This window comes from Salmonella sp. 2020_1459 (assembly GCF_043847915.1).
GTDB lineage: Bacteria > Pseudomonadota > Gammaproteobacteria > Enterobacterales > Enterobacteriaceae > Salmonella > Salmonella enterica.
The window spans coordinates 705,475-718,695 of record NZ_JBCMFA010000001.1; the positions used below are offsets into that span (position 1 = coordinate 705,475).

At 54.1% G+C, this 13,221-nt stretch carries 11 protein-coding genes; 3 read left to right on the forward strand and 8 right to left on the reverse strand.

Annotated features, from left to right (window positions below; genetic code table 11):
• Positions 1–11 precede the first annotated feature (11 nt).
• Genes lolE through lolC form a run of 3 tightly spaced genes read right to left on the reverse strand, consistent with a single transcriptional unit; the run spans position 12 to position 3,149 of the window.
• A complete protein-coding gene (gene lolE / locus ACH0VJ_RS03635) occupies positions 12–1,256 on the reverse strand; it encodes a lipoprotein-releasing ABC transporter permease subunit LolE (RefSeq protein ID WP_000168092.1) in 1,245 nt (414 codons plus the stop codon).
• Positions 1,256–1,957 (reverse strand): lipoprotein-releasing ABC transporter ATP-binding protein LolD, encoded by a 702-nt coding sequence (gene lolD / locus ACH0VJ_RS03640; RefSeq protein WP_001033714.1) that lies wholly within the window; start codon positions 1,955–1,957, stop codon positions 1,256–1,258. Before lolD ends, lolE begins: the two co-directional genes overlap by 1 nt.
• Positions 1,950–3,149 carry a lipoprotein-releasing ABC transporter permease subunit LolC gene (gene lolC, locus ACH0VJ_RS03645; RefSeq protein WP_001518787.1) on the reverse strand — a complete coding sequence of 400 codons (1,200 nt, stop codon included), beginning with the start codon at positions 3,147–3,149 and terminating at the stop codon, positions 1,950–1,952. The genes lolD and lolC overlap by 8 nt, the downstream gene beginning before the upstream one ends.
• A 337-nt stretch (positions 3,150–3,486) precedes the next feature.
• Between lolC and mfd the strand changes: the two genes are divergently transcribed.
• Both mfd and ACH0VJ_RS03655 read left to right on the forward strand, forming a co-directional pair.
• Positions 3,487–6,933, forward strand: coding sequence for a transcription-repair coupling factor (gene mfd / locus ACH0VJ_RS03650; protein ID WP_001114323.1), 3,447 nt, complete (start codon positions 3,487–3,489; stop codon positions 6,931–6,933).
• 147 nt (positions 6,934–7,080) lie between these two features.
• Complete coding sequence (locus tag ACH0VJ_RS03655; protein WP_000482968.1) at positions 7,081–8,046, forward strand: L,D-transpeptidase family protein; 966 nt, start codon at positions 7,081–7,083, stop codon at positions 8,044–8,046.
• Positions 8,047–8,142: 96 nt separating this feature from the next.
• Here the strand turns inward: ACH0VJ_RS03655 and bhsA are convergent, their stop codons facing one another.
• On the reverse strand, positions 8,143–8,400 hold the full coding sequence (gene bhsA / locus ACH0VJ_RS03660) for a multiple stress resistance protein BhsA (protein ID WP_000800158.1): 258 nt from the start codon (positions 8,398–8,400) through the stop codon (positions 8,143–8,145).
• Positions 8,401–8,641: 241 nt separating this feature from the next.
• Here bhsA and comR point away from each other — a divergent pair, with 241 nt between their 5' ends.
• Entirely contained in the window at positions 8,642–9,277 is a 636-nt protein-coding gene (gene comR, locus ACH0VJ_RS03665) for a TetR family copper-responsive transcriptional repressor ComR (protein ID WP_000205986.1), read from the forward strand.
• A gap of 73 nt (positions 9,278–9,350) precedes the next feature.
• On the opposite strand, the gene ACH0VJ_RS03670 is transcribed toward comR, so the two are convergent.
• The 4 genes from ACH0VJ_RS03670 to nagZ all read right to left on the reverse strand — a co-directional run bounded on the left by ACH0VJ_RS03670 (position 9,351) and on the right by nagZ (position 13,220).
• A complete protein-coding gene (locus ACH0VJ_RS03670; RefSeq protein ID WP_001043452.1) occupies positions 9,351–9,890 on the reverse strand; it encodes a glycine zipper 2TM domain-containing protein in 540 nt (179 codons plus the stop codon).
• 178 nt (positions 9,891–10,068) lie between these two features.
• Positions 10,069–11,373, reverse strand: coding sequence for an NADH-quinone dehydrogenase (gene ndh / locus ACH0VJ_RS03675; RefSeq protein ID WP_000211053.1), 1,305 nt, complete (start codon positions 11,371–11,373; stop codon positions 10,069–10,071).
• Positions 11,374–11,627: 254 nt separating this feature from the next.
• Complete coding sequence (ycfP, locus tag ACH0VJ_RS03680) at positions 11,628–12,170, reverse strand: alpha/beta hydrolase YcfP (RefSeq protein ID WP_000587945.1); 543 nt, start codon at positions 12,168–12,170, stop codon at positions 11,628–11,630.
• Between the two features lie 24 nt (positions 12,171–12,194).
• Complete coding sequence (gene nagZ, locus ACH0VJ_RS03685) at positions 12,195–13,220, reverse strand: beta-N-acetylhexosaminidase (RefSeq protein ID WP_000529340.1); 1,026 nt, start codon at positions 13,218–13,220, stop codon at positions 12,195–12,197.
• Between the last annotated feature and the right edge of the window lies 1 nt (position 13,221).

Consider the following 13,221-nt stretch of genomic DNA (forward strand, 5'->3'; position numbering starts at 1 on the left):
ATATTCCGCGATTACTGCCCGCTCAATACTCGCGCAGGGTCAATGTTGCTCGCCCGCCGCGCCGGATACCAGCTCGCCAGTAAGCTTAACAACAACGCCGTGACCAGTACGTAAACAACGTCCAGCCAATGTAATTCGGATGGCAGGAAGTCGATAAAATAGATATCGCCGGACAAAAACTGATGCCCGATCTCCTTTTCAATCCCATTAATAATGGCGGTAAGCTGAAGCGAAACGACAACGCCGATCGCCACGCCAATCAAGCTGCCCAGCAAGCCCGCCAGTAGCCCGTACCAGACGAAAATGGCACGAATCAAACCATCTTTCGCCCCCAGCGTTCTTAATACCGCAATGTCGCCGCTTTTGTCTTTTACCGCCATCACTAAGGTGGAAACGATATTAAAACAGGCCACGCCGATCACCAGAATCATCGCCAGATACATAATGGCGCGAATCATCTGGATATCGCGATACATATAGCCGTAGGTGCCGATCCAGCTCTTAATGTAGACATAGCTGTTAGTCACTTCACCCGCGTCACGCACCAGTTTGTTCGCATTAAACACGTCGTGGACTTTAAGCGCGATACCGGAAACGCTGGACCCCATATCCAGATACTGCTGCGCATCCTCAAGCGGGATCATGGCGAAGCTGTGATCGAGCTGGCCGCTCAGTTGCAGAATCCCGATGACATGCAAACGCACGCGTTTGGGCTGGAGCAGCTTATGGTCGGCATTCGCATTGGGGATCATGATGGACACCCAGTCGCCCTGTTTCACGTTCAGCGCATCGGCGACGCCTTTGCCGATAATGATCTGCTGTTCGCCCGCTTTGAAATGATCCCAGGCGTGATTTTGCACAAATGACGGTAACGCGCTAAGCTGCTGCTCTTGCTTAGGGTCGACGCCTTTAACCTGAATGGCGCGCAAATTCGCCCCGCTCTCTACCAGGCCGGTAAAATTGATATACGGCGCGGCGGCGGCAATGCCCGGCACCTTCTGCACTTTTGCCAGCGCTTCACGCCAGTTGGTCCACGGCTGATTGACCGCTTCAATCTCCCCGTGCGGAACCACCGCCAGAATACGGTTATTCAACTCGCGTTCGAAACCGTTCATCGCGCTTAAACCGACAATCAATACCGCCACGCCCAGCGCGATACCGATGGTAGAAATGACGGAAATGAGCGAAACCATACCGCCGCGCCGCCGCCCACGGCTGAAGCGCAAGCCAATTAACAATGATAAAGGCGACGCCATTACTCAGCCCCCATCAGGCTCAGTTCCGCCGTCAGGCGGCCATCGCGCATCTCAAGCTGGCGGCTCATACGTTTCGCCAGTTGCAAATCGTGAGTCACCACCAGAAACGCGGTTCCCTGCAGACGATTTAACTCGCCCAGAAGCTCAAAAATACTGTCGGCATTACGCGCATCCAGATTACCGGTCGGCTCATCCGCCAGTACCAGACGCGGGTTATTCACCAACGCGCGCGCTATCGCGACACGCTGGCGCTCACCGCCGGAAAGTTCCGAAGGTCGATGGGTTGCGCGATGCTCCAGCCCTACGGCGTGCAGCATTTCTCGCGCCCGAGCGTCAATCTCCGCCGGTTTCTTTTTGCCAATCAATAATGGCATCGCCACGTTTTCCAGCGCCGTAAAATCCGGCAGGAGATGATGAAACTGATAGATAAACCCCAGTTTCTGGTTACGTAATTCCGCTTTCGCCGCAGAAGAGAGTTTGCTCATCGGCTGGCCGCTAAAAATCACATCGCCGGAGGTGGGCGTATCCAGCCCGCCTAACAGATGCAGCAACGTACTTTTACCCGAACCGGAACTGCCGACGATCGCCATCATTTCGCCTTCGCCGATACTGAAGCTGACATCGTGCAACACGTCGGTTTGTACGGTGCCTTCCTGATAGCGTTTGCACAGGTTGTCGCATTGCAACAGGATCTTATTCATAACGTAAAGCCTCAGCGGGTTGAGTGGCGGCAGCGCGCCAGGAAGGATAAAGCGTAGAAAGCAGCGCGATGGCCATTGCCACCAGCGCGATAACGATCACCTGTAACGGCTCTATCGCCACGGGCAACGCAGCGCCATCCAGAAACGCGCCGATGATCGGCATCAGGTTATTCAGTTGACTGGCAAGCAATGCGCCCAGCGCAGCGCCCAACAGCGCGCCAATAATCCCGGCGCTGGCGCCCTGCACCATAAAGACCATCATAATTTGTCGCGGCGTCAGCCCTTGAGTTTGTAAAATCGCCACTTCGCCCTGCTTCTCCATGACCATCAGGCCCAACGAAGTAATAATGTTAAAAGCCGCGACTGCCACGATGAGACTCAGCAACAATCCCATCATGTTCTTTTCCATGCGCACAGCCTGGAACAACTCGCCTTTGCGTTCGCGCCAGTCCTGCCACTTCGTGCCTTGCGGCAGCGTCTGTTGACTGAGGGTATCGACTTGCAGCGGTTCATCCAGCCACAGACGCCAGCCGGTAATATTGCCTGCCGGATAGCGCATTAAACGCGACGCGTCCTGAATATTGACCAGCATTTCATAGCCATCGACCTCGCTATTGGCGGCAAATGTGCCAATCACCGTAAACAGACGCTGGCTGGGCAGGCGTCCCATTGGCGTAAACTGGCTGGCAGATGGCACCATTAGCCGAATCTGATCGCCACGGTTGACCCCTAACTGTCCGGCGAGCTGCTCGCCGAGGATGACATTATACTTACCCGGCTGTAATTCGCTTTGCTTCACATTGACCAGATACGGCGTTAACGGATCTTTTTGCGCCGGATCGATACCCAACATCACGCCAACCGCAACGCTACGCGCGCTTTGCAGTACGACATCGCCCGTCGTCAGCGGCGCAATACGGTTAACGCCTTGCAGATTCACCGCTTTTTCCGGCATCTGATTCGGGTTAAGAGAGCCATGTTCAGCAGAGAGGATGGCCTGAGGCATCAAACCAAGAATGTTATTTTGCAGTTCGCGCTCAAAACCGTTCATCACCGACAATACCGTGACCAGCGCCATCACCCCCAGGGTAATGCCGATAGTGGAAAGCCAGGAAACGAAGCGACCGAAGCGATCTGCTGCACGCCCGCGCATGTAACGCAGGCCGATGAATAGAGCGACAGGTTGATACATGTAATCCGTCTGGTTGCTGTTAGCAAAGTCCCGAGTATATAAGCGAAAGCGGAATGCGTAAATGTCTGAACCGTAAGAGTTCGTCAGCGTTATTCTGAAAAAGGCCGACAAATCAAGTCACTTACATGTTCATACTTTACCTGTTCGGCGCGTTATCCGGCGGATTCAATTTGCTAATAAACAACGATCGCGGATAATAAAGAACATTGCTTATCAGTCATATGCCCCTGAATACCTGAGTCCTTCATGCTGTCCCGGCGCGCAGCCAACCATGAAGCAGCCTGAAGGGTGACGCGTAGAGTGCGGCGTAAAACAAAAAGAGATACTGACAACCGTTATGCCTGAAAAACAACGTTACACGCTGCCGACAAAAGCGGGCGATCAGCGCCAGTTGGGCGAACTTACCGGTGCCGCCTGCGCTACGCTGGTGGCGGAGATAGCCGAACGCCATGCCGGTCCGGTGGTACTCATAGCGCCTGACATGCAAAATGCTCTGCGATTGCATGATGAAATCCGCCAGTTTACCGATCAGATGGTGATGAACCTGGCGGACTGGGAAACGCTACCGTATGACAGCTTCTCCCCGCATCAGGAAATTATCTCTTCGCGCCTGTCCACGCTCTACCAGTTGCCGTCGATGCAGCGCGGCGTCTTGATTGTACCGGTAAACACCCTGATGCAGCGCGTTTGTCCGCATAGCTATCTGCATGGTCATGCGCTGGTGATGAAAAAAGGCCAGCGGCTGTCCCGCGACGCTCTGCGCGCGCAGCTTGACAGCGCCGGTTATCGGCATGTCGATCAGGTGATGGAGCATGGCGAATACGCGACGCGCGGCGCGCTGTTGGATCTCTTTCCGATGGGCAGCGAACAGCCTTATCGCCTCGACTTTTTTGATGATGAAATCGACAGCCTGCGTCTGTTTGACGCGGATACCCAGCGTACGCTGGAGGAGGTCGAGGCCATCAATTTGTTGCCCGCGCACGAATTTCCTACCGACAAAGCCGCTATTGAGCTTTTCCGTAGCCAGTGGCGCGATACCTTTGAGGTAAAACGCGACGCCGAGCACATCTATCAGCAGGTCAGCAAAGGCACTCTGCCCGCCGGGATCGAATACTGGCAGCCGCTCTTTTTCAGCGAACCGTTACCGCCATTATTTAGCTATTTCCCCGCCAATACTCTGGTGGTGAATACCGGCTCGCTGGAAACCAGCGCCGAACGCTTTCAGGCCGACACGCTGGCGCGTTTTGAAAATCGTGGCGTCGATCCTATGCGCCCGCTTTTGCCGCCGGAAGCCCTCTGGCTACGGGTGGATGAGCTCTTTTCCGAGCTTAAACGCTGGCCTCGCCTCCAGCTTAAAACCGACCATCTGCCGGAAAAAGCCGCCAATACCAATCTTGGTTTCCAGAAATTACCGGATTTGGCTATCCAGGCACAGCAGAAAGCGCCGCTGGACGCGCTGCGTAAGTTCCTCGAATCTTTCAGCGGTCCGGTGATTTTTTCGGTGGAAAGCGAAGGACGCCGCGAAGCGCTGGGAGAGCTCCTGGCCCGCATAAAAATCGCGCCGAAGCGGATATTACGCCTGGACGAGGCGCAGGATGCGGGACGCTATCTGATGATTGGCGCCGCAGAACATGGCTTTATCGACACCCAACGCAATCTGGCGCTGATTTGTGAAAGCGATCTCTTGGGTGAGCGGGTGGCGCGTCGCCGCCTGGATTCCCGCCGCACGATCAACCCGGATACGTTGATTCGTAACCTGGCGGAGCTCCACGTCGGTCAACCGGTAGTGCATCTGGAGCACGGCGTCGGACGCTATGCCGGCATGACCACTCTGGAGGCTGGCGGCATCAAGGGTGAATATCTGATGCTCACCTACGCCAATGACGCCAAACTGTATGTGCCGGTTTCCTCATTGCATCTGATTAGCCGCTATGCCGGCGGCGCGGAAGAAAGTGCGCCGCTGCATAAACTGGGCGGCGACGCCTGGTCGCGCGCCCGGCAGAAAGCGGCGGAAAAAGTGCGCGATGTCGCAGCGGAACTGTTGGATATTTATGCGCAACGGGCGGCAAAAGAGGGTTTTGCCTTTAAGCATGATCGTGAGCAGTATCAGTTATTCTGCGACAGCTTCCCGTTTGAAACGACGCCCGATCAGGCACAGGCGATTAACGCCGTATTGAGCGATATGTGCCAACCGCTGGCGATGGACAGGCTGGTGTGCGGCGACGTCGGCTTCGGCAAAACCGAAGTGGCGATGCGCGCCGCGTTCCTGGCGGTGGAAAACCATAAACAGGTGGCGGTACTGGTGCCGACTACGCTGCTGGCGCAGCAACACTATGACAACTTCCGCGACCGTTTCGCCAACTGGCCGGTACGCATTGAGATGCTGTCTCGCTTTCGCAGTGCCAAAGAGCAGACGCAAATCCTGGCGGAAGCCGCCGAGGGTAAGATCGATATTCTGATCGGTACGCATAAACTGCTACAAAGCGATGTGAAGCTGCGCGACCTCGGCCTGCTGATTGTCGATGAAGAGCACCGTTTCGGCGTGCGCCACAAAGAGCGAATTAAGGCGATGCGCGCCGATGTCGATATTCTGACGCTCACGGCGACGCCGATCCCGCGGACGCTGAATATGGCGATGAGCGGTATGCGCGATCTCTCCATTATCGCCACCCCCCCTGCCCGTCGTCTGGCGGTAAAAACCTTTGTCCGCGAGTATGATAGCCTGGTAGTAAGGGAAGCGATTCTGCGTGAAATCCTGCGCGGCGGTCAGGTTTACTATTTGTACAATGACGTCGAAAATATTCAGAAAGCCGCAGAGCGGCTGGCGGAACTGGTGCCGGAAGCGCGAATCGCTATAGGCCACGGGCAGATGCGCGAACGTGAGCTGGAACGGGTCATGAATGATTTCCACCATCAACGTTTTAACGTGCTGGTGTGTACTACCATTATCGAAACGGGGATCGACATTCCCACCGCTAACACGATCATCATTGAACGCGCGGATCATTTCGGCCTCGCGCAGTTGCACCAGCTGCGTGGCCGCGTTGGGCGCTCGCACCACCAGGCCTACGCCTGGCTGTTGACGCCACATCCTAAGGCCATGACCACCGATGCGCAAAAACGGCTGGAGGCGATTGCGTCGCTGGAGGATTTAGGCGCCGGGTTTGCGCTGGCGACTCACGATCTGGAGATCCGCGGCGCGGGCGAACTGCTTGGCGAAGAGCAAAGCGGCTCAATGGAAACCATCGGCTTCTCACTCTACATGGAATTGCTGGAAAACGCCGTCGATGCGCTGAAAGCAGGCCGCGAACCCTCGCTGGAAGATCTCACCAGTCAGCAAACGGAAGTCGAGCTGCGAATGCCGTCGTTACTGCCGGATGATTTTATTCCGGATGTTAATACCCGGCTGTCATTCTATAAACGCATTGCCAGCGCGAAGAACGAAAACGAGCTGGAGGAGATCAAAGTGGAATTGATCGACCGCTTCGGCCTGCTGCCCGATCCGGCGCGTAATCTGCTGGATATCGCCCGCCTGCGCCAACAGGCGCAAAAGCTCGGCATCCGAAAACTGGAGGGTAACGAGAAAGGCGGAACGATTGAGTTCGCCGAGAAAAACCACGTTGACCCCGCCTGGCTTATCGGGTTGCTGCAAAAACAGCCGCAGCATTTCCGTCTGGATGGCCCGACGCGCCTCAAGTTTATTCAGGATTTAAGCGAACGTAAAACGCGTATAGACTGGGTACGCCAGTTTATGCAGCAACTGGAAGAAAACGCTATTGCATAAGCGTCAGGTCGGGCGTCATTACTCTGCGTCCGGCCTAATCTTTACAAATTCTTTGCACTTCCCTGCAGTTCCAGACACAGCCAACCGCCATAATTCTTATTTCCTCTTTTATAAAAATAACCACATAATAATCATGGGTTTATTATAATGTTCAACAATACGCGACTCTCTCGCTGGTGGGCGTTGCTTGCGCTTACCGCGACCATCATGCTTGCCCTTCCCGCGCAGGCGAATACGTGGCCTCTTCCGCCCCCCGGCAGTCGACTGGTGGGAGAAAATAAATTCCATGTCGTTGAAGACGACGGCGGCTCGCTGGAGGCGATCGCCAAAAAATATAACGTGGGCTTTTTAGCCCTGTTACAGGCCAACCCCGGCATTGATCCTTACGTGCCACGCGCAGGCAGCGTGCTGACGATTCCGCTGCAAACGCTGCTACCAGACGCGCCACGTGAAGGTATCGTCATTAACCTCGCGGAATTACGGCTTTACTATTATCAACCGGGGAAAAATACGGTCACGGTCTACCCTATCGGGATTGGCCAACTGGGCGGCGATACCCTGACGCCAACGATGGTGACGACCATTTCGGATAAACGCGCCAATCCAACCTGGACGCCGACCGCCAATATTCGCGCCCGTTATAAAGCGCAAGGCATCGATCTCCCCGCCGTGGTGCCTGCCGGTCCCGATAACCCAATGGGGCATCACGCGATTCGTTTAGCGGCCTACGGCGGCGTCTATCTGTTACATGGCACGAATGCCGATTTTGGCATTGGTATGCGCGTCAGTTCCGGCTGTATCCGTCTGCGCGACGGTGATATAGAGACATTGTTCCGTCAGGTCACGCCGGGAACCAAAGTGAATATTATCAATACGCCGATTAAAGCCTCGGTGGAGCCAGGCGGCGTGCGACTGGTGGAAGTTCATCAGCCGCTGTCTAAAAATATAGGCGACGATCCACAGGTGCTGCCGATTGTGCTGAATGGCCCGATGCAGGCCTTTAAGGACGCGCCGCAGACCGATGCTGCGGTGATGGAACATGTTATGGAAGTGCGTTCCGGAATGCCGGTGGATGTAACCCGTCAACCAGAGGCGAAACCGCAGTCGCTGTAAGCGTGAATAGCTGACCGACAAAAAAGCCTCGCGATGCATCGCGAGGCTTTCTTTTTTTATTGTGGCAATCGCAGCGGCATTAATGAGGGTTAATGCTTACTTATAGATTACCGCCGTACCGTGAAGGGTATTCGGGCCGGTAACAGAGGTAATACGGAAAGACTTCGCCCCCATTTCCTCCGCTTTTTGCGCCAGCTGATCTTCCAGCGAGCCCAGATTCGTGCCGCCATTCGCGGAAATGGTGCCGAACTTCTGTTGACCTTCTGGCGTTGCCTGAACTTCAACGGCGGCGAAGCTGGCGAATGAGAGCGAACTCAGTACCGCAGCAGCGATGAGGGTTTTTACGTTTTTCATAGTGATGACCTTTAGCAGATGAATGGGTGTCGCAAGCATTAACTTAACGATCGATAAGTTAATCATAGATGTGATCTACATCACACGTCAACCTCTTTTTATAATGATCGTTATATAATTTATAAAGATGTTATTTTTCATGTGAATAGAATTGATTTATTTTTCTAATGAATACTCTGGAGCCAGAAGTGGTTTGTTTTTATAATAGAGAGAACGCTCTTTAAACAGGTACAACGGCATCATGACAACGGATACCACGAGTTGCGCGAAGAAAAGCCGTGGCCGACCAAAAGTGTTCGACAGGGAAGCCGCGCTTGATAAGGCCATGACTCTCTTCTGGCAGCACGGCTATGAAGCAACTTCGCTTGCCGATCTCGTAGAGGCTACCGGGGCGAAAGCGCCTACTCTCTATGCGGAATTCACTAACAAAGAAGGATTATTTCGCGCTGTCCTGGATCGCTACATCACTCGCTTTGCCTCAAAGCACGAAGCCCAGCTCTTTTGTGAAGAGAAAAGCGTGGAATCGGCGCTGGAAGATTACTTCACAGAAATTGCCGCCTGCTTTACCAGTACAGACACGCCGGCTGGCTGCTTTATGATTAATACGTCCGCCACCCTCGCCGCCTCCTCGCGCGATATCGCCCGCACGGTAAAATCACGCCACGCCATGCAGGAACAGACGCTCATCCAGTTTCTGCGCCAACGTCAGGAGCGCGGTGAAATTCCGGCGCACTGTAACCCGCAGGCGCTCGCGGAATATATAAACTGTATTTTACAGGGAATGTCGATCAGCGCCCGTGAAGGAGCCACCTTCGAACAACTGATGCAAATTACGCGTACGACTCTGCGCATCTGGCCTGAACTACTCAAGTCCTGAACAACGCGGCTTCGGATAAAAAAAGCCCCTCAGCCTGAGCGAATGAGGGGCTAACTTGCAGAGTACAGCTTTTTTATGCTTTGTTATTCAGAACCAGTTGGCCATTGCCGTCGAGGGGAATTTGCGTTCCGGGGTCTTTATCCATGCGGATTTTGCCCTGCTGATCGCCAATTTTGTAGGTCACGTCGTAGCCAAGCATCTTTTCAGATTTGTCATACACCGTCTTACAGCGTTGCTGCGTGGTAGTGTAAGTATCACTTTCCTGCATTGACCCCTGGATTTGATTGCCAGCATAACCGCCGCCCAGCGCCCCGACGACCGTCGCCACATCTTTACCACGACCGCCGCCAAATTGATGTCCAATCACGCCGCCTGCTACTGCGCCAAGCACCGAGCCGGCAATACGGTTTTCGTCCTGAACCGGTCTGCGATGCGTGACCGTGACATTACGGCACTCCTGACGCGGCGTTTTTACCGTCTCTTTAATCGGTTTAGCCGATATCACCTGCGCATATTGCGGACTACGATCAAATACGTTGAGACTGGCCACTGCCGCCACACCCAGCGCAGCCGCTACGCCAATCCCTATACCCGCCAACATTGATTTATTCACGGGAGCTCCTCCTTCGTTGCTATTGGTAACAATTTTGCAACCAGTATGCGAACAAAGCCAATCGGAATGAGGATGAAAAATGCGGGATGAGGCGGTAAAGCTGAAGGATTCGGACAACTCCGAAGCAAGAGATGGAGAAGCGCTCACCGGCGCGAGCAGCCGGTGAGGCGCAGAGAAATTAATGCAGTTTCAGGCGCGGACGAATGACGCGGTTAATACTGCCCACCAGCATCATCAGGCCGGTTTTAAAGTATCCATGCAGCGCTATCTGGTGCATACGGTATAGCGAGATATACACGAAGCGGGCGATACGTCCTTCAATCATCATTGAACCGCGGGTCAGGTTCCCCATCAGACTACCCACGGTAGAGAAGTTGGACAGAGAGACCAGCGATCCATGATCTTTATACTGGTAAGCTTTCAGCGGTTTGCCATTCATCTGCGCCAGAATGTTATTCATCGCGCAGGTAGCCATCTGATGCGCCGCCTGAGCGCGAGGCGGCACAAAACCTCCCTCCGGACGTGCGCAGGAAGCGCAGTCGCCAATCGCATAAATATCAGGATCGCGCGTGGTTTGCAGCGTCGGTTCCACCACCAGTTGGTTAATGCGGTTCGTTTCCAGACCACCAATTTCTTTCATAAAATCTGGCGCTTTGATACCCGCCGCCCACACCATCAGATCGGCCTGAATATATTCACCTTCTTTCGTATGCAGACCGCCTTCGTCGGCGCTGGTGACCATAGTTTGCGTCAGCACGCGAACGCCCAGTTTGGTCAGTTCATTATGCGCGGCGCTGGAGATACGCGGCGGCAACGCAGGCAGAATACGCTCGCCAGCCTCAACCAACGTCACGTTCAGCGCGTCGTTGGTCAGCCCCTTATAGCCATAGCTATGCAGCTGTTTTACCGCATTATGCAGTTCAGCCGACAGCTCAACCCCCGTCGCACCGCCGCCAACGATGGCGATATTGACCTTACCGTTCGCGCCCAGATTAGCCGAATACTTGAGGAACAGGTTCAGCATCTCCTGGTGAAAACGGCGCGCCTGATGCGGGTTATCGAGGAAGATACAGTGCTCTTTCACGCCCGGCGTGTTGAAATCATTAGAGGTGCTGCCCAGCGCCATCACCAGCGTGTCATACGCGATTTTGCGCTCCGGCACCAGCAGTTCGCCCTTTTCATCACGCAACTCGGCAATGGTGATGGTCTTCGCTTCGCGATCGATATCCATCACCGACCCCAGCTGGAACTGGAAACCATGATTACGCGCATGAGCCAGATAGCTCAGCGCATCCACGCCTTCGTCCAGAGAGCCAGTCGCCACTTCGTGCAGCAATGGTTTCCACAGATGGCTGTGATTTCTGTCTACCAGCGTGATTTTCGCTTTTTTCTTGCGCCCCAGTTTATGGCCTAACTGCGTCGCCATTTCCAGCCCGCCAGCGCCGCCGCCGACAATCACAATCTTTTTTAATGGTGTAGTCAACGTGACCCCCTTAAATTTATTAACCAATTGTTAATTAAAAGTTATTAGTATAGCCTTTAATTAACAACAAGTTACGTTAATGAGAATAAGCTTCTGATATGAGAATAGCATGAACGGTGCATTGGTCATACCAAAATTGATGTGCATCAAGTTTTCATGCTGAAAAGATAGACAGTTTGCGAGAATTGAGCATAAAAAAACCAGCCGCAAGGCTGGTTATCCGGTCACTGATAACGCCATATTGCCGGATGGCGTTACCCCAGCGTTTTAAACGCTTTGATACGTTGCAAGTGCGGCGAAATATTTTTGAATTTGTGAGTCTGTTCCTCATCCCACACAATTTCATAATACGGGTGAAGCGCTTGCGCTGAGCGTTGGCTGTCCAGCGCTTCGTCATGACGCGAGAGGATCACCAGACAACGATCGCGATTTTTTTCGCGAAAGTTGGTCACGCACTTTGTAGCGATGTCCGCATATTCTTCCGGGCGATCGATTTTCCCCTCCATGTTTTCATAGGGGAACAGGTTCGGGTTAAAAACCACCTGACGGATATCGCACAAAAAGCCAATCCGCTCCGCCCAGTAACCGCCCAGCCCCACGCCACAGATTAAAGGGCGCTCGTCCACATTCAACTGCAACATTTTGTCCACTTCTTTCAGCAGATGCTGCATATCGTGCTTAGGATGCCGCGTACTGTAGCTTACCAGCCGAACATCCGGGTCGATAAACTGTAATTGCAACACTTTTTCATGGTTGCCCGGACTATTTGAATCAAAACCGTGTAAATAAATAATCATCTGGCACCCTCACGAAAACTCGAGTTAATGACCTGCTTTTTCTTCCTGCCAGCGTTCATGTAACTGGTTGAGCTGGGCGCTGGCTGTTTTCCAGCGTGCTGAGTCCATGAGCTCCCGGCGTGAAAATGAACCTTTATGATACAAACGTGTAACACGTTCTGCTTTGATCGGCGACAGATTATCCAACACGCTGACTGCGCCTTTACGATTATTGCAGACCAGAATCATATCGCAACCCGCATCCAGCGACGCCTGAGCGCGCTCAGCATAGCTGCCCATAATCGCCGCGCCCTCCATCGACAGATCGTCGGAGAAAATGACGCCATCAAAGCCTAACTCCTGACGCAGCACCGTTTTCAGCCAGTACGGCGAACCGCTTGCCGGACGCGGATCGATAGCGCGGTAGATCACGTGGGCAGGCATAATCGCATCCAGTTTATTCTCGCTAATCAGCGTGCGGAACACCGACATATCTTTGCCACGGATGTCCGTTTCAGGACGTGGATCGCACGGCGTCTCTTTGTGGGAGTCCGCCGTGACCGCGCCGTGGCCGGGGAAATGCTTACCGGTCGTTTTCATCCCGGCGTCATGCATGCCGTCAATAAAGCGTGTTGCCATTGCCAACGCTTTTGCGGGATCGGCATGATAAGAACGCTCGCCAATTGCCGCGCTGATATGCCCGACGTCCAGCACTGGCGCAAAACTGATATCAATATCCATCGCGATCATTTCGCTGGCCATCAGCCACCCTGCCTCCTGCGCCAGTCGTCCCCCCTCTTCCAGCCCATGCAGCGCAAAAAAAGATTGCGCCGCGGGCAGGCGGGTAAACCCTTCACGGAAACGCTGTACGCGCCCGCCTTCCTGATCGACGGCCACCACCAGATGGTTACGCGATGCCGCCCGAATCTGGCGCACTAATTCGCGCAGCTGTTCCGGGTCATGGTAATTACGCGTGAACAGAATAAGCCCGCCAACCAGCGGATGCGCCAGTATCTCGCGCTCCTCCGCATCCAGCTCACATCCTTCGACATTCAACATTACTGGGCCCACA